This window comes from Gillisia marina, assembly GCF_000258765.1.
In the GTDB taxonomy this organism is placed as follows: domain Bacteria; phylum Bacteroidota; class Bacteroidia; order Flavobacteriales; family Flavobacteriaceae; genus Gillisia; species Gillisia marina.
Genome location: NZ_AJLT01000012.1, coordinates 22,033 through 39,053 on the forward strand (window position 1 = coordinate 22,033; position 17,021 = coordinate 39,053).

Annotated in this window: 13 protein-coding genes; 4 read left to right on the forward strand and 9 right to left on the reverse strand. The window is 34.0% G+C overall.

All coding sequences use genetic code 11. From position 1 onward, the window contains the following. Nucleotides 1-33 precede the first annotated feature (33 nt). Both ON07_RS03575 and ON07_RS03580 read left to right on the forward strand, forming a co-directional pair. Complete coding sequence (locus ON07_RS03575; RefSeq protein WP_010228271.1) at nucleotides 34-1,704, forward strand: ABC1 kinase family protein; 1,671 nt, start codon at nucleotides 34-36, stop codon at nucleotides 1,702-1,704. A 50-nt stretch (nucleotides 1,705-1,754) separates the two neighbouring features. Continuing rightward, the gene (locus ON07_RS03580; protein WP_010228273.1) at nucleotides 1,755-3,248 is read left to right on the forward strand and encodes a S10 family peptidase; all 1,494 of its coding nucleotides are present in this window, start codon (nucleotides 1,755-1,757) and stop codon (nucleotides 3,246-3,248) included. A 93-nt stretch (nucleotides 3,249-3,341) separates the two neighbouring features. Here the strand turns inward: ON07_RS03580 and ON07_RS03585 are convergent, their stop codons facing one another. The 3 genes from ON07_RS03585 to ON07_RS03595 all read right to left on the reverse strand — a co-directional run bounded on the left by ON07_RS03585 (nucleotide 3,342) and on the right by ON07_RS03595 (nucleotide 6,505). Next, complete coding sequence (locus ON07_RS03585) at nucleotides 3,342-3,758, reverse strand: ester cyclase (protein WP_010228274.1); 417 nt, start codon at nucleotides 3,756-3,758, stop codon at nucleotides 3,342-3,344. Between the two features lie 79 nt (nucleotides 3,759-3,837). Next, a complete protein-coding gene (locus ON07_RS03590) occupies nucleotides 3,838-5,301 on the reverse strand; it encodes a MoxR family ATPase (protein WP_010228275.1) in 1,464 nt (487 codons plus the stop codon). Between the two features lie 73 nt (nucleotides 5,302-5,374). Further along, a complete protein-coding gene (locus tag ON07_RS03595) occupies nucleotides 5,375-6,505 on the reverse strand; it encodes a vWA domain-containing protein (RefSeq protein ID WP_010228276.1) in 1,131 nt (376 codons plus the stop codon). A 209-nt stretch (nucleotides 6,506-6,714) separates the two neighbouring features. On the opposite strand from ON07_RS03595, the gene ON07_RS03600 reads away from it, so the two are divergent. Both ON07_RS03600 and ON07_RS03605 read left to right on the forward strand, forming a co-directional pair. After that, nucleotides 6,715-7,542: a phosphatase PAP2 family protein gene (locus tag ON07_RS03600; protein ID WP_155807127.1), complete on the forward strand. Its 828-nt coding sequence runs from the start codon at nucleotides 6,715-6,717 to the stop codon at nucleotides 7,540-7,542. A gap of 46 nt (nucleotides 7,543-7,588) precedes the next feature. Beyond that, nucleotides 7,589-8,668 (forward strand): endonuclease/exonuclease/phosphatase family protein, encoded by a 1,080-nt coding sequence (locus tag ON07_RS03605; protein WP_010228278.1) that lies wholly within the window; start codon nucleotides 7,589-7,591, stop codon nucleotides 8,666-8,668. On the opposite strand, the gene ON07_RS03610 is transcribed toward ON07_RS03605, so the two are convergent. The 6 genes from ON07_RS03610 to ON07_RS03630 form a co-directional block, all read right to left on the reverse strand. Beyond that, nucleotides 8,665-9,069, reverse strand: a complete 405-nt coding sequence (locus ON07_RS03610; protein ID WP_010228279.1) for a response regulator — start codon at nucleotides 9,067-9,069, stop codon at nucleotides 8,665-8,667. The genes ON07_RS03605 and ON07_RS03610 overlap by 4 nt on opposite strands. Next, complete coding sequence (locus tag ON07_RS15840) at nucleotides 9,069-10,154, reverse strand: PAS domain S-box protein (protein WP_010228280.1); 1,086 nt, start codon at nucleotides 10,152-10,154, stop codon at nucleotides 9,069-9,071. Before ON07_RS15840 ends, ON07_RS03610 begins: the two co-directional genes overlap by 1 nt. A gap of 10 nt (nucleotides 10,155-10,164) precedes the next feature. Next, nucleotides 10,165-10,836 (reverse strand): response regulator, encoded by a 672-nt coding sequence (locus tag ON07_RS14420; protein ID WP_010228281.1) that lies wholly within the window; start codon nucleotides 10,834-10,836, stop codon nucleotides 10,165-10,167. Between the two features lie 7 nt (nucleotides 10,837-10,843). Continuing rightward, nucleotides 10,844-11,275, reverse strand: coding sequence for a response regulator (locus ON07_RS03620; RefSeq protein WP_010228288.1), 432 nt, complete (start codon nucleotides 11,273-11,275; stop codon nucleotides 10,844-10,846). A gap of 33 nt (nucleotides 11,276-11,308) precedes the next feature. Continuing rightward, entirely contained in the window at nucleotides 11,309-15,505 is a 4,197-nt protein-coding gene (locus ON07_RS03625) for a PAS domain S-box protein (protein ID WP_010228289.1), read from the reverse strand. A 154-nt stretch (nucleotides 15,506-15,659) separates the two neighbouring features. Next, nucleotides 15,660-16,997 carry a capsule assembly Wzi family protein gene (locus tag ON07_RS03630; protein WP_010228290.1) on the reverse strand — a complete coding sequence of 446 codons (1,338 nt, stop codon included), beginning with the start codon at nucleotides 16,995-16,997 and terminating at the stop codon, nucleotides 15,660-15,662. Between the last annotated feature and the right edge of the window lie 24 nt (nucleotides 16,998-17,021).

Below are 17,021 nucleotides of genomic sequence, written 5' to 3' on the forward strand. Positions count from 1 at the left end.
ATTTAAAGCTTCAACAAAACTAAAAAAAGGACTATGTCTGTACTTCCCGAAAACCTTCAGCGTTACCAGAAATTTATGGTGTTTATGCTGAAATATTGGAATAGTGATCTCTTCACTAAAACCGCATCTACGGCATTAAATGAGGACGATCAAGATGAGGATCCGTCTGAAGTATATGACCAATCCCCTGAAGAATTGGTGGAAGATCTTAAAAACATGGGTCCTACTTATATCAAGCTGGGGCAGCTTTTATCTACTCGACCAGATCTTTTACCTGATCCTTATTTACAAGCATTGGCGAGTCTTCAAGACGATGTGCCACCTATTGAATATAGTGTAGTGCAAGAAATTGTGGAAGAGGAAATTGGAACCAAAATCTCCAAGGCTTTTAGTTCTTTCGATGAAGAGCCTTTGGCCAGCGCATCTATTGGACAAGTTCATAAAGCTACGTTGCGTTCAGGGAAACCCGTTGCGGTTAAAATTCAGCGGCCGGGAATTAGAAAACAATTCTTGGCAGACTTAGATACGTTGAAAGAAATGGCAGAATTCGCTGTAAAACATACAAAAGTTGCTAAAAAGTATGCTTTCGATAATGTGTTGGCAGAACTAAGACATATTCTTCTGCAGGAATTGGATTATAACCGGGAAGCTCAAAACCTTATTACACTTGGTAAAAATTTAAAAGAATTTAAAAGTCTTACTGTACCTCAGCCTATTTTGGATTATTCCAGTTCCAAAGTACTTACAATGGAATATGTTCAAGGAAAGAAGATTACCTCGATATCTCCCACGAAAAAGTTGGAAAACGACTTGGGGCCATTGGTAGACGAATTGGTGGAAGCATATTTAAAACAAATAATTACCGATGGATTTGTGCACGCCGATCCTCACCCCGGAAATATCCACATCACCAATCAAAATCAGATTGCATTGATAGATCTTGGGATGGTGGCGAAATTCACACCTAATATTCAAGAGAAGTTGCTTCAGCTTTTAATAGCTCTCAGTCAGGAAGACGGAGAAGCAGCTGCAGATGTGCTATTAAACATGAGTGAACTCACAGATCAATCTGAAGTAAAAAAATTCCGAAGAGCCATCAACCAGTTAATTATGGACAGTCAAGTGAATACGGCAAAGGATATGGAGACTGGAAGACTACTTATACAAATGAACCGAATTGCTGCAGATAATGGCATCTTGATTTGCGTGGAAGTAAATATTTTAGGGAAGATCTTTTTAAATATGGATCAGATAATTGCAGTTTTAGATCCGGAATTCGATCTTAAGGAAGCTATTAAAAAGCATGTCCATAAAATGATGCGTTCCAAGATGTACAAGGAATTAAAACCCGAAAACTTATTTTCGGTTGCCTTGGAAACAAAAAAATTAGCAGAGCATCTCCCGGAACGATTAAATAAAATATCTGAAAATCTTGCCAATAATGAATTCAAAATAAAAGTAGATGCTATAGATCAGCAACGCTTTACCGATGGGTTTCAGAAAGTAGCAAACAGAATTACCTTAGGGCTTATAATTGCAGCCATGATCGTAGGTGCGGCAATGTTAATGCGAGTACCATCATCATTTACCATTTTTGGATATCCAGGACTTGCTATTATATTTTTTATGATAGCTGCATTGGGTGGTTTATTCTTAAGCTATATAATTATTTTTAAGGATGAAGGATTTAAATTCAGAAAATAATTATATTCAATCGCTACTAGCGCTAGCACAATTTTAATTAAAACTATTCTATGAGAATTATTACCCTTATTAGTCTTTTTACTTTATCACTTTCCGCATTTTCACAACAAGTTAAATTACCTGTAGATACAATGGTTGTTACTAACCATGCAGTAACTATAAATGGGAAGAATATCAATTATACCGCTCAAACCGGGACACAACCTGTTTGGAATGAAAAAGGAATTCCTGTAGCGAGTTTGTTTTACACGTATTACAAGCGATCTGATATTAAGAACACAGAAAATAGACCTTTGGTGATTTCGTTTAATGGAGGTCCGGGATCTGCTTCTGTTTGGATGCATTTAGCGTACACAGGACCAAGAGTTTTAAAAATCGATAATGAAGGATTTCCTATTCAACCTTATGGAGTAAAGGAAAATCCACATTCTATTCTAGATGTTGCAGATATCGTTTATGTAAATCCGGTAAATACAGGATATTCCAGATTAATTGATGCTGAAGAGAATAAAACAGATAGAAATGATTTCTTCGGAGTTCAAGCAGATATAAAATATCTGGCAGAATGGTTGAACACTTTTGTTACAAGAAAAAACAGATGGTTATCTCCAAAATACCTAATTGGGGAAAGTTATGGAACCACAAGAGTTTCAGGACTTGCGCTAGAGCTTCAAAATAGCCATTGGATGTATTTAAATGGTGTAATTTTAGTTTCACCTACAGAAATTGGGATTGAACGTGATGGCCCGGTTGAGATCGCCAACAGACTTCCATATTTCGCTGCGGCAGCTTGGTATCATAAAAGGTTACCCACTGCGCTTCAGAATAAAGATTTAGATGAAGTATTGCCGGAAGTAGAAAATTATGCGATTAATACACTTTTACCTGTATTAGTAAAGGGCGGATTTATTGAAGAAACGAAGAAGAAGGAAATCGCTGCTAAAATGTCCAGCTATTCCGGAATTCCTGAAAAGGTGTTTTTACAAAATAACCTAGCCGTTCCTTTCCGCTATTTCTGGAAAGAGCTTATGAGAGAAGAAGGCGGATTTACGGTTGGTCGTTTAGATTCCAGATATCTTGGAATGGATAGCAAAGTAGCCGGAGATTCTCCAGATTATAATGCAGAATTAACCTCTTGGCTTCACTCCTTCACTCCTGCAATTAATTATTATTTACAACAGGAATTGAATTTTAAAACCGATATCAAATACAATATGTTTGGTCCTGTGCATCCTTGGGATAGAAGTGGCGATAACAGCGGTGAGAATTTAAGACAAGCGATGGCTCAAAACCCAAATTTAGATGTCCTCTTTCAGTCAGGATATTTTGATGGTGCAACCACCTATTTTAATGCTAAATATTCTATGTGGCAATTAGATCCAAGCGGAAAAATGCAAGACAGATTGAGTTTTAAAGGATATAGAAGTGGGCATATGATGTATTTAAGAAGTGAAGATCTTAAAAACGCCAATAATGATATTAGAGATTTTATTTTGAAATCTCTTCCTAAAAATGGAGAGCCTGCAAAGTATTTGGTGAAATAAGAAAATTCTTATTCAAAGAATTTAAAAAAATCAATAAAAAATGGATTAAGAGCAACCTTTAGTTCTTAATCCATTTTTATGTTATTAATATAATTATTTCACCGGCTTCACTCCAAGTTGTTGTAAAATTCCAAGTTCATTTGTAGCTCCCCATCGTTCTACTAATTTTCCATCTTCAAAACGGCCAATTTGCATTCCACGAACGCTAAATTGTTTCCCTGTGGGTGAGACACCCATAAATTCTCCCTTATGGGTCCCTGATACGGTATATGCGAAGGAAACGTTATTTTCATCTGTTACCATATGATCTACTTCCGCACTAAAATCTGGAAATGCAGTTCTCATCATACTAAAAAAGTCAATAAAACCTTGTGCTCCGGGACCCTGAATATCTGCAGGATCGTGATCCTTTACTTTTTCTGAAACCACATCCCTTATCATTTCTAGTTTTCCGGTATTCACAGCTTCTCCAAATTTTTCCTGTGCTTTTACATTTTTATCTTTACTCATAACAGTTTTAGTTTTATTAATAGAGATCAATTTATAAATCGAGTATTAAAAATTGTCCAAATACAACGTTAAACTTCTCTTACAGTCCGCTTATATAACTGCCGTACAAGTCTTTAAACTGAATCCCTTTAGTAAATCTATATTTATTCAGTTTTTTATACTCTACCAAGCCCCACAAGACAAACTCCTTTAAGAAATAAGAATCCTCCTTAGAAATACCAGATTGATATTTATCTATTAGCTGATTTAGTGGTGGAATAGAATCCAATCGTTCTTTATAATCTTTTTCTGAAAGATCGTCCAGCAGTTCAAATTCGCTTTCTGCAAAGAACCATTCAACAAGATCATTGTATGGATTATCCTCATCTACTTTTTCCAGTTTTTCGATCTTTGGAAAATATTTTGGAAATAGTGTTTTCACAGCATCACTAATTAATTCTTGGGCAACAATAGCACTTCCCTCCTGCTCTCCTTCATAAACCAACTCTACTTTCCCTGTAATCGCGGGAATAACTCCCAAAAAATCGCTAAACCTCAACAAGGTTTTTTCTTCTCCTGTGATTAACGCTCTGCGTTCTGCGGCACTTAATAGATTTTCAAATGCCGAAATACTTAACCTTGCGCTAATTCCACTTCTGGCATCTATAAATTCGTTATCACGCGCTTCAAAACTAATCTGCTCCAAAAGATCTTTAGCTAAATCCGGTACATGCACCAAATTGAGTTGTCTTTCATCTAATTTAGCTTCCTGTTGGGTGATTGTCTTGGCCACTTCTATTGTGTGCGGATAATGCGTTAGAATTTGAGACCCAATTCTATCTTTTAAAGGAGTTACAATGCTTCCCCTATTGGTATAATCTTCAGGATTTGCAGTAAATACAAATTGCATGTCTAGTGGTAATCTTAACTTAAATCCACGTATTTGAATATCTCCTTCTTGAAGAATATTAAACAGCGCCACCTGAATTCTGGCCTGTAGATCTGGAAGTTCATTAATCACAAAAATACTTCGGTTTGCACGTGGAATCATCCCAAAATGAATTACACGATCATCTGCATAACTCAACTTTAAATTAGCAGCTTTTATAGGATCTACATCCCCAATAAGATCGGCAACAGTAACATCTGGAGTGGCTAATTTTTCGAAGAATCGATCCTCTCGTGCAATCCAACTAATTGGAGTATTATCTCCTTTCTCGTTAATTAATTCTTTGGCATATCTAGATATTGGATGAAAAGGATCATCATTAATTTCTGATCCTTCAACTATCGGAATCCATTCATCTAAAAGATTAACCATGAGTCTGGCTAATCGTGTTTTAGCTTGCCCTCTTAAACCTAGAAAATTAATGTTATGCTTTGATAGAATCGCTCTTTCCAACTCCGGTATCACTGTATGTTCATACCCATGAATTCCTTCAAAAGAACTTTTCCCACTTTTTATATTGCTTAATAAATTCTGCCTTAATTCTTCTTTAATGCCTTTGGTCGTATACCCTGATTTCTTTAGTTCGCCAAAAGTTTTTATATTTTCTATTTTCATATTTCTGATTATTTAGTTCGGATAAATTCTCTGAACTCAACGCATTCTTTAGTTATTCTATTTTGAAATTATATTATCCTCTAATTTTCTTCTTCCTATTGTTTTCATAATCCTCAAAGATCATTTCACCCAAACCTTTAAGTCCGGTGAAAAATGCTTTTCCATGATTCGCTTGCGTAAACTCTCTAACAAACCGTTCTAGGTAAGGGTCTTTGGCTATCATAAAAGTTGTGATTGGGATATGTAACTTTCTGGCCTGACTGGCAGCATTGTAACATTTTTCAACTATATAAGGATCAAGACCTACACTATTCTTATAATACGTACCATCACGTTCTCGTATGCAACTCGGTTTCCCATCGGTGATCATGAAAATTTGCTTGTTTGTATTCCTTTTACGCCTTAAAAGATCCATTGCCAATTGTAACCCAGCAACTGTATTGGTATGATATGGACCCACATTTAAATATGGTAAATCTTTTATAGAAATCGCCCAGGCATCATTCCCGAAAACAAGAATATCTAACGTGTCTTTAGGATATCGAGTAGTAATAAGTTCTGCAAGCGCCATTGCTACCTTTTTTGCCGGTGTAATCCTATCTTCACCATACAGAATCATACTATGACTTATATCTATCATGAGCACAGTGCTCATTTGTGATTTATGATGGGTTTCTTCTACAACAAGATCATCTTCCGTCATTTTAAATTCCCCGGCACCATGATTGATCTGAGCATTTTTTAAACTTTCGGTCATTGAAATCTTATCTAAAGAATCGCCATAATGAAATTCCTTAAATTCACCTGTATGCTCATCACCTAAGCCTTGGTATTTTGTAGAATGATTCCCGGAACCGCTTCGCTTAATTTTTCCGAAGATCTGATTTAAGGCTTGCTGCCGGATAGCTCTTTCAGTTTTAGCTGTAATCCCCATTCCTCCTTTGCCATCCGGTTTTATCTCCTCGCGGATATATCCCTTTTTCTTAAGGTCTTCAATAAAGTCGTCTATGGTATATTCACTCGTGGTAAGCTTATATTCTACATCCAATTGTCTAAGCCACTCGATAGCCTCTTCAAAGTCTCCTGAAGTATGTGTAATTAATTCTTTAAATATTTCGAATAACTTATCGAAAGGACTTTTCTCTTCCTCTTCAAATTTTTTGAAAATAAAACCGCTGCGTATGCTTTCAACCTTCTTTTTCATATTTTAAAGTTAACTTATTTTAAGCGTACTATGAAGTTATCCTGATGTGAACAGGAACTAAACTTTTGTTAATTCAAAGTAGATTTTAAAATCTCCAACATCCTGATAGTCGGTAAGAACAACTAAAAATTGATTTTTTGATGTTATACTTTTCTTAAACCTTTCAAAGGTTTGTTCAAGAAATATGAGATTTGAAAAAAATAATGAAAATGATAAAAAATACGTTCCTTCTTATAGTTCTTTGTTTGTTTAGTCTTTCCGGTTTTTCACAAGAAAAAAAGGAATCTCCCTATGAGACCAATTTTGTAAAAGATGGAATCTGGATAACCTCTGCAGTAGGTTTAAATGTGTTAGGAGTAAAAATAATTCAGGATAAAGATGAGCTAAGCTTAAACGATTTAAACAATCTCTCTAAAGATGATATTTGGGGTGTAGATCGTTGGGCTGCGGGATATTATTCTGAACAAGCGAATGATGATAGCTATATTCCATTTTATGCATCATTTGTAATGCCATTTGCCCTCTTATTTAATGAAAATGAACGTGGAAATGCAGGTCAGATTTCCGTGCTTTTTGTAGAAACAATGGCTACTACCGGTGCATTATTTACCATTACTGCCGGTTTAGTTGAAAAAAGTAGGCCTTTAGTATATAATGAGTCTTTAGAAACAGAGCAAAGAATTGATAGCGATGAACAGCGTTCGTTTTTCGCTGGACATACTGCTGCTACTGCTGCTGCCTCATTTTTCGCAGCAAAAGTATTTAACGATTTTAATCCGGATTCACCTTTAAAACCTTTGGTTTGGGGAATTGCTGCAGCGGTACCTGCTTCTGTTGGTTATATGCGAATAAAAGCCGGAAAACACTTCCTTACAGATAACTTAATTGGATATGGCGTTGGTGCTGCAGCAGGAATTTTAATTCCGGAATTACATAAAAAAGGAAATAAGAATCTTCAAATTTATCCAACCACTAGTTTTAACCACGGAGTTTATAATTTTACAACACAAGGATTGGCTTTAAATTATAAGTTTTAAAAGAAAGCTTAAATTGCCACTTATTTAAAGGAAGCCAAGCTTATTTATGGAAGTGCACGAAATTATAGTTGTTGTTTTTGGAATCGTGATGTTGATACCAACATTGGCATCTATAACCAGGTTCGATCATTGGTGGGTTCGTGGTTTTGATTTCCCAAGATTACAAATCAGTTTTTTATTGATTGTAGAAATAACAGCCTTTATCTTAGTTTTTACTTTCGATGATGTTTGGGAAATAATATTCTTATTCCTATTAGCGTTCAGTCTTTTTTATCAACTGATTAGAATTTATCCTTACACCAAATTAGCGAAAAAAACGGTTGAGTCTTTTAGTGGTGATGATACCAAAAACCATATTTCTATCTTGGTAAGTAATGTACTTACTACTAACACCAGCTACGATAAATTGATAGATCTTGTAAACAGCAAGAAGCCAGATATTTTACTCACTCTTGAGACAGATAAAAAGTGGGAAACTGAATTGGAGACCATTGAAGATGAGTATAAATATTCGGTAAAGATCCCTATGGATAATTTATATGGGATGCACTTATATTCCAAACTGGAGTTGAAAAACATCAAAGTAAAATATCTTATAGACGATGAAATTCCTTCTATCCATGGACACGCCATTTTGCCCAATGGACATCCTGTAAAAATACATTGCTTACATCCAAAACCACCAAGTCCTACAGAAGATCTTACTTCTACAAATAGAGATGCAGAATTATTATTTGTTGGTAGAGATGTAAAAAAAGACAAAGAAACAGTATTGGTATTAGGAGATCTTAATGATGTAGCTTGGTCTCGTACTACCAGATTATTTCAAAAAATTAGCGGATTAATGGATCCTCGATTGGGAAGAGGTTTTTATAATACCTTTCACACCGGCTATTTCTTTCTTAGATGGCCCCTAGATCATGTTTTTCATACTTCAGATTTTACCTTAGTAAAGATTGCGCGATTGCAAAGCATTGGCTCCGATCATTTTCCTATGTATATTAAGTTGAATTATGAGCCTAGGGCTGAAGATTTTCAAGATAAGCCTGAAGAAGCAGATTCTGAAGAAGAAGAGTGGGCTGAAGAAAAAATAAACAATGGAAATCCTACCGAAACAGATGTTTAATTAGGATGCGGGAAATAGGGCTTTAAGATAGGTAATTCCTTGAGTTGTGTACAATTTTTAGCGGTTATTGGCTTTTCAATAAAATTTATAACCCTCGGATATTTTTTCGCTTTCTCTTTGTCGTTATAGTCTATAGAAGAGGTTACCATAAAAACAGAAATATTATTCTTAACACTCATTTTCTCGATCTCCTCAAGAAATTGCCATCCATTCATCATTGGCATATTAATGTCTAATAACAATAAATAATGATGCTCTCCGGACGCTGAATTTAAATATTCCACAGCTTCAGATGCCCTCTTAAATTTTAAAGGTTCCTTAGTTACACTACAGTTCTGAAGTAATTTCCCTTGAACTAATGTAACAATATCATCATCATCTATTATAAGTACTTTCAGCATTAGCGGGGGTTTAGAGTAACATCTTCGGTTTTACTTGTAATATTTCGGATGATACTATCCAATTCTTTGGCAGAAGAATTAATATGCTCTAATAATTCAGATTGCTCATCTATATTAGGGTAATTTTGAATAAGGTCTACTAATCCCATAATCCTTGCCAAAGGAGCCCGAACCACATGAGACTGTGTCCAAGCAATATCTTTTAATCTGCTGTTATGGTCTTCTATGGTTTGAATGTAGTTTTGAATCTCTGTAATATCTTGCATAGCACCAATTATACGAATGGTGCTACCGTTTTCATCTGTAATTAGATAACTTCTATCTAAAATATACTTATAGCTCCCATCTGCACATTTAAATCTATATTCAATTTGAATATGTCCAGACCTAAGTTTTTGTACTTGTTTCGAATATCTTCGAACCCGTTCCATATCCTCCGGGTGCAGTTTACTGTTCCACCAATTACCGGTATTAACTATGTCACTTTTAGAATAGCCAAAAACAGTTTCTATCCCTTCATTATAATACATTTTGTCATTTAAAACATCGTAGTCTGTAATGGTATCACTAGTTGCCTTTGCAACAATATCATAGCGCTTTAAGCTATGAATTAATTTTTTCTCTTGCTTGATGAATTCTGTTATATCCCTTGAATTAGCAACCAAGCCATTTACAGACATGTCGTCATTTAAGTTGGTAATTATAGTCTCTATATAACGCCACTTATTAGTTGAAGTCTTAATTCTATAAGAAGGAATCTGAACTCTCCTATTATCTTTTAATTTTAACAAATGTTCCTTTACACTTTCAACATCATTTTCATGGATATAATGGAAAAAATTATTCTGAATCATATCCAGATCGGAGATCCCTGTCATTTGCAAAGAGGAAGGACTTACATATGATAATTCACCATCAAAATTCATAATCATTATTAAATCTGAAGCATCCTGCACTAACGCCCTAAAGCGTTTCTCACTACATTTTAAAGCTTGCTCTGCATCTAACTGAGCAGTGATATCCTTGGCTTGTGTAACGCGTGCTTCCCTACCATCAAATTCTATAGGATTGCTTTTAATTTCCATGTGCACAATTTCACCATTTTTTTTTATGGTGTTTCACAGTTACCCCAAATTTATCATGATAGTTGTTTTGCCATGCGGTTTCAACTTCCTCATATATATCCTTTGTCCAAAGATCACGAACATTCATTGTTAGAAATTCATCTTTAGAATATCCATATAAAGCTACAGCAGCATCGTTTACATTTAAAAACTCTAATGTGTGTTTGTCCAACACCCACATTGGTAATGGGCTAAAATCAAATAGTGCTTTATATTTTCTCTCAGATTCATTTAATTTAAAATCGATGCTTTTACGCTCTATACTATAAAAGATACTTTTTGCTAATTGAGAGGAACTTAAATCATCCTTTAATAAATAATCTGAAATTCCCAAAGACAAAGTTTTTACTCCAAATTGTTTATTAGCAAAACCTGTGAGAACAATTATGGGTGTATTGGGAGCAAGACCTACCATATTTGTAACCAAGGCTTCACTATCCTGCACATCTGGCAGAGATAGATCTAGCAATACAACCTTAAAGTTATGATCTCGGCTTAGATTACCTTTAGCTTCTTTAAAAGTTGATGCTCGAGTTAAGTTAATTTGTAAATGTTCTTCGCTTAAATATTCTTCGATTAAGATATAGTCCCCTATATGATCTTCTACTACAAGTATATCTAGAACTCCTGTATTATAAGTCATATAAGCTTTATTTGAAAACAGGAAGTTGTACTGTAGATAACCAAAACTTCTCTATTGAAGAAATAACCTTGGCAAAATCATCGGCATCCACAGGTTTAACAATATAACAGTTAGCTTGATTTTTGTAACATTCGCTTATATCATTTTTTGAAGAAGAGGTGCTAAGCATTATTACTGGTATGTGTTTAATGTTAGAACTCTGTTTTATTTTCTTTAAAACCTCATGCCCATTCATTTTAGGCAAATTAATATCTAACAAAATGAGATCTGGAGTAATCGCCGAATTGTATTTTTCTTTCTTTTCTAAGAATAACAAGGCCTCCCAACCATCTTTTACAACATGAAGTTCTTTTAATATGTGCCCTTCTAGTAAGGCTTCTGTAGTTAAAAGAATGTCGCCTTCATTATCTTCAATAAGTAGAATATTAATAGGGTTCATATGGTAATTTTTAATGGGGCTGTCTCAAATATACTAATTTTGTTTTTTAATTGTGATATGGAAGGTACTTCCTTTATTTATTTTCGAACTCACCCAAATTTTTCCACCATGATTTTCAATAATCTTTCTGCAAATTGCCAAACCAATACCAGTACCAGAATATTGGTCTTTGCTATGTAACCTTTGAAAAACTACAAATATCTTTTCGAAAAATTGCTCTTCAATACCAATACCATTATCTGCAATATCTATTTGCCAATACTCTAAAAATTCTATTATTTCTATTTTAATTTCAGCTTTATTCTCGGAATTCTGATATTTTAAAGCATTCGTTATTAAATTGGATAATACCCGTTGCAAAGGAATTGGAGCGGCATAAATTTTAGGAAGCTTATCAAATATTATTTCTCCCTGCGCCTCTATGAAAAGATCTCTATGTAAACTTTTTATCTCATTAATCATTACATTTAAATCTATTTCCTCGAGCTGATAATCCATTCTTCCAACACGTGAATATTCCAAAAGATCTAAAAGAATCTGTCGCATTCTAACAGCGCCATCTGTAGCGTAAAAAATATATTGTTGGGCTTTTGGATCTAATTGATCTTTATACTTTTTATTTAACTGAGTTAGAAAACTAGTAACCATCCTTAATGGCTCCTGAAGATCATGAGAAGCTATATAAGCAAATTGTTCTAATTCGGCATTCGAGGTTGCCAATTCATTCGCTCGATGCTTCAATTTAGAATTCAATTGTTCTAGGGCAATCGCATTCTGTTTTAATTGACTAATATCTTGAAGAGATCCTATCATTCTTATAGGAATACCCTCTTCATTTCTTGTAATTAATCCCCGATCTATTACTATAGAAATTTCTTTATCTGCTTTTATCAATCTATATTCATATTCCCATATATCTACGGAATTATCTTCCATGGCACTCTCGAGGCTCGCAACTACTTGCTCTTTGTCATCGGGGTGCAATTGATTCTCCCAATGCTCTAAGCCTTTATCCAAAGGAGGGATTGCATATCCAAAAGAACTAAAATAGGCCTCGCTCCACTCCAAAGTGTCTTGCGGGATATCCCAATCGTATATAGCTTCATGGGTAACTTTTGTAATAAGATCGTAACGTTCTTTGGCTATTCTAATCTCCTCACCTGCCCTCTTTTTCGTTGTAATATCTTTAAAATAAACTGACAGACCCGAAGCACTAGGATATGCATTCACCTCGAACCAAGTATCATAGGGTGCAAAATAATCTTCAAAAGAGACTTTTTTTCTTGTTTTAAATGCTTTTGAATAATTTTTATATGAAATGGATTCTTTAGCCTCTGGAAAGAAGTCCCATAGGTTTTTATTTAAAATAACATCTTTGGGAATCCTAAACAATTTTTCAGCCTCACTATTAAAATAGGTAATTACCCAATCTTTCGTCATGGAGAAAAAACCATCTGTAATGCTTTCCAGAATATTATTAACCTGATCGTTATATTGCTTTAACTCTTTCTCATAATTTTTACGGTGAGAGATATCTGTATGAATTCCATATACAGCAATTAATTCGTTATTTTGATTAAGAATTGGTCCGCCGCTAAATTGATAATCTAAAACTTCTTTAGATTTATTTATCAGCTGAATATCTCCATTCCAAGGCTTTCCGCTTAGAAGTTGATTATAAATTTGCTTTCCTTGGGCTAGATTTTTAAACGTAGATTTAATTTTGGTGATATAACCCATTTCATTTTCACCGTAACCCAATGCTTTCTTAAATGAATCATTAAAGTAAACATCATCTGTTTTTAAGTCCAGTATGCTTACTCCTTCTGAAAAGTTCTCAATTATATTTTTAAATTTCAGCATTTCTAAATTCGCGGTCTTTAATGGAGTTACGTCTAACCCAAAAAGATTAATGACTTCATTATCTGAAATAATCTCCGAAGGGGTCCAAGAAATCCATTTCCAATCTCCGCATTTAGTTCTACATCTGCCTTCAAAAGATCGTGGCTTATAGCCTTGCGTAACTTCATTCAATCTTTCAAAAGAAACTGCTACCTCGTCTGAATGCAGAAATTCATGATAAGGAGTATTTAATAATTCTTCTTCAGAAAAACCAAAGATTTTAGTAAAGGAGGGGCTTACTTTTTTTAGATACCCGTCCATGCCAATAACCGCAATTAAATTTGGAGAATCTTTGAAAAGATTATTAAGTTGAGATTCTGCATTTTTTCGTTGGATATCACTCGAAATCTGTAAGCTTAATCTATTTAAAATTTCCTTGATAATGCCAAGTTCCCTATCCATTTTTCCATAAAAAGTAAGTACCTGAATTACTTTTTTATCAAAAATGATAGGCACTCCAACTAAAACACTATTAGATTCTTTATTTAAAAAGATTTCGGTTTTATGAGATTCTAATACATCCCCAACTAGATTTTGAGGCGAACTTAGATTTCTAATTTCTAAACCAATGCCACTATCTTCTTTCTTTTTATAATTTGCCGTTTCCTTTACATTAGGATTGGTATGACTCACTTCCCAAGCCTGAGCAACGTCAAAATTAAAATACTCAGAGATTGCAGATATCGTTTCAAATAAACCTTGTTGTAAGTTTTCTGACATTCGTAAAGAATCGATTAGCTTTGAAACTAATTTCTGCTCTTGTTCCAACTCGTAGCTTTCAGTAATATTACGAGCTATCCCAACCAATCCTATCACTTCGCCTTCCCCAGTTTTAAATGGCACTTTGGTTAATAGTATCACCTCCTTTTTACCATTGTGATCATAGACAATATCCTTTCTATTGATAACGGGTTTGTCATTTTCCATAACTAACCGATTATCTTTCATTATTTCCAAACCTTCCTCTACCGGTAAATATTCTGTAGGTAGTTGATTTAAAATGTCCTTCTCGCTATCCCTCCCTAGATATTCTGAATAGAACCTCTTATTAGCAAGCATAACTTCATCTTTCTTATTTTTTACAAAAATATAATCCGGGATATTATCTATAATTGCCCTTAAAATATTTCGTTCTTCTTCCAGTTTAGATTTAACAGCATTCATCTCTGATGCATTCTTGGCTATGCAAAAATTTAATTGCTCTTCTTCTACCCATTTAGCAGACCATACCATTGGAACAATAGACCCATCCTTCTTTTTATACCTATTAGAAAAATTAGTCTTATTATTTCCTTCCATAATTTCGGTAGCAACGAGTTCTGTTTTATCCCAATCTTCCTTAATAACAAGATCCATATATTTAGTGCCACTTAATTCCTCAGGGGTATAACCCCACATTTTAATACAGGCTTCGTTTACTTCTACAAAATTCCCATGTTTATCTATCGTACAAATAACATCTAAAGATTGATCCAGAATAGTTTTATAACGATGTTCCAGATCTTTTGTGTGTTTTTTATTCAGTTCAACCTCTGTAATATCTTTAGCAATCCCAAATACGCCGGTTATTTTTCCATCTATTATAATTGGAAAATTCGTGATGTTTATAATTATTTCAGTCCCCTTAAAGCTCCGCATATTCGTATTATAATTCTGAAATTCACCTTTTACAGCATTGAAAAAATGGTTGAGAACCATTGCTTGGTCTTTCTCGGGAATAAGTGGCAGAAAACTATGCTTTAATATTTCTGAAATTGAAATTTCAGCCATTTTACATGCGCTCTCATTTGCACTTATAAAGTTACCTTGCAAATCGAAAGAATACACAGCGTCTGGGTGGTTATTGAATAGTGACGCAAAGACTTGGGAAGTCTTATTTAAAATTTCAACTTTTTTAGATGATTCATTTATATTTGAATTGGTTTCTTCATTATAAAATGAATCTACTGCTAAAATATGAATCTCTATGAATTCAATCTTATCTTTTTGAACAGGAATTAATCTAAAGCGAAAATTCTTATTTACCTCAATACTTTTTATGATTGTACTGGCTTGATAACCCAATAGAGCCTCTTTAAATAGATTTAAAAATTCTTCTAAGTATTCGGTTGAAATTATACCAAATAAACTTTCATTTACTTTTAGAGAACTCTTATAATTAGCTGTAATAAAATCAATTGTTGCAGAATCTATACTTTGTACTTTTCCGTTAAGATCTACTTTAATAATATAGTCAGAATTATTCTTTGTAGATTGAACAATCTGATTATTTAATATTTCAGAGATTAGGGATTCCCTCTTTAATTTTACAGAATTTTGGCTAGACATAAGAATTGGTTAGGGTAAAGTGGGCTTTCAATCCTAAAAGGTAGAAAAGTTTACTTTATAAAGCAAAGAACCTAGAATAAACCAAAAAAGTTATAGATTAAAATCTACAATGTTAATTGAGAGAGCTTCAAAAAAAAATTATTCAGCTCTAGATTTAAAATAATTTTTTGCTTAGTTGAACTCCCGCTCCCAAATTTGGGGATTGGCTATCATTAAAATCTGTACCAACTTGAAGGTTGACATCAAAAGTATCTTGCCACACTCTAAGATCCAAGTAAGTAGATAGTACTGTATTCTTTTTAAAATTACGCGCTCCTTTCGCCCCATAATTTTTTCTATAACTTGTTAAGAATTTATAAGGCATATTTCCTATCACTCCAGAAATTCCAGCATGATGCACAATTATCTTATTATTACTTATCCTAAATCTTTCATCATCCAATGTTATAAATGGCACGCCTAAAATCCTTCTTTCATAGGTCCAACCCGATCTATATAAATTATTATTAAAATAATTATCATTACCATCGGTAGTAATGTCTTCATCACTTTGGTCTCTCGTATAGTAAAACTCGTACATAAAAGAATTAATTAAATTATCTGATTCCGGGCTTTCTACAAAGATTCCATATCTCCCATCGGGAGTATTTCTTAATACTCTACCAGAACCGTCTTCAAATAGGTGATTATATAAAATTTCAACTTTATAGTCATTAACCGAAGTATTTATATAGACCTCGTAGCTTCCAAGATGATTTCCAAGGGCATTTGCTTCCTGTCCACCTACATTGTTATTTCCTTCTTTTCCGATAAAAACATTTGTATAATCTCCAAAACTTCCTGGCAATTTTCCGAAATCGGGTGCATCTCCTGCCCATTGAACAAAATGTTGAAGTCCAACTTTGATTTTGAAATTATTTATTTTATCAAAAATTATATGAAAACTTTTATGATGAATTCTTGTATTTTCAACATGCCTTTCATCATCCGTTATAAATTCTTCTAGAGTACCGTCTATACTTAAACCAGACTTTTTAGATATGGTTATTGGATTTTTAAGCGAAAAACTAATTCCAGGTAAAGGTCTTGCATTTAAAGACCAAAGAATATTCTGATTACTTGCACTTAAGCCATCATATAATTCATCTTTCTGCTTTCTTCCTGCATGAACCTTTAACCAATAATTCTCAAGCATTATATAGGATTCATCTAGTTGTAATTTTTCTGTATAGCCATCATGAAACAATCCTCCAACTCCTACTTCCAATCTCGCGTGTCTTGTAAATTGGTAAGTAGCCTTGCCACTAAAAAATGCTGAGATATTACTTGATTCATCTATCCGCCCCCGCTGATTACTATGAATCCAAAATGGCGATTCTTCTTGGGAATATACAATCCCTGTTAAGGCCCCAAAACCTTCGTACTTTACCTGTTGAGCATTTAATAAGAGAGAACCACTTAAAATAAGCAGAAAGGTTAATGAAAGTTTCATATAAAAATTAAATAAGTGTAAAGA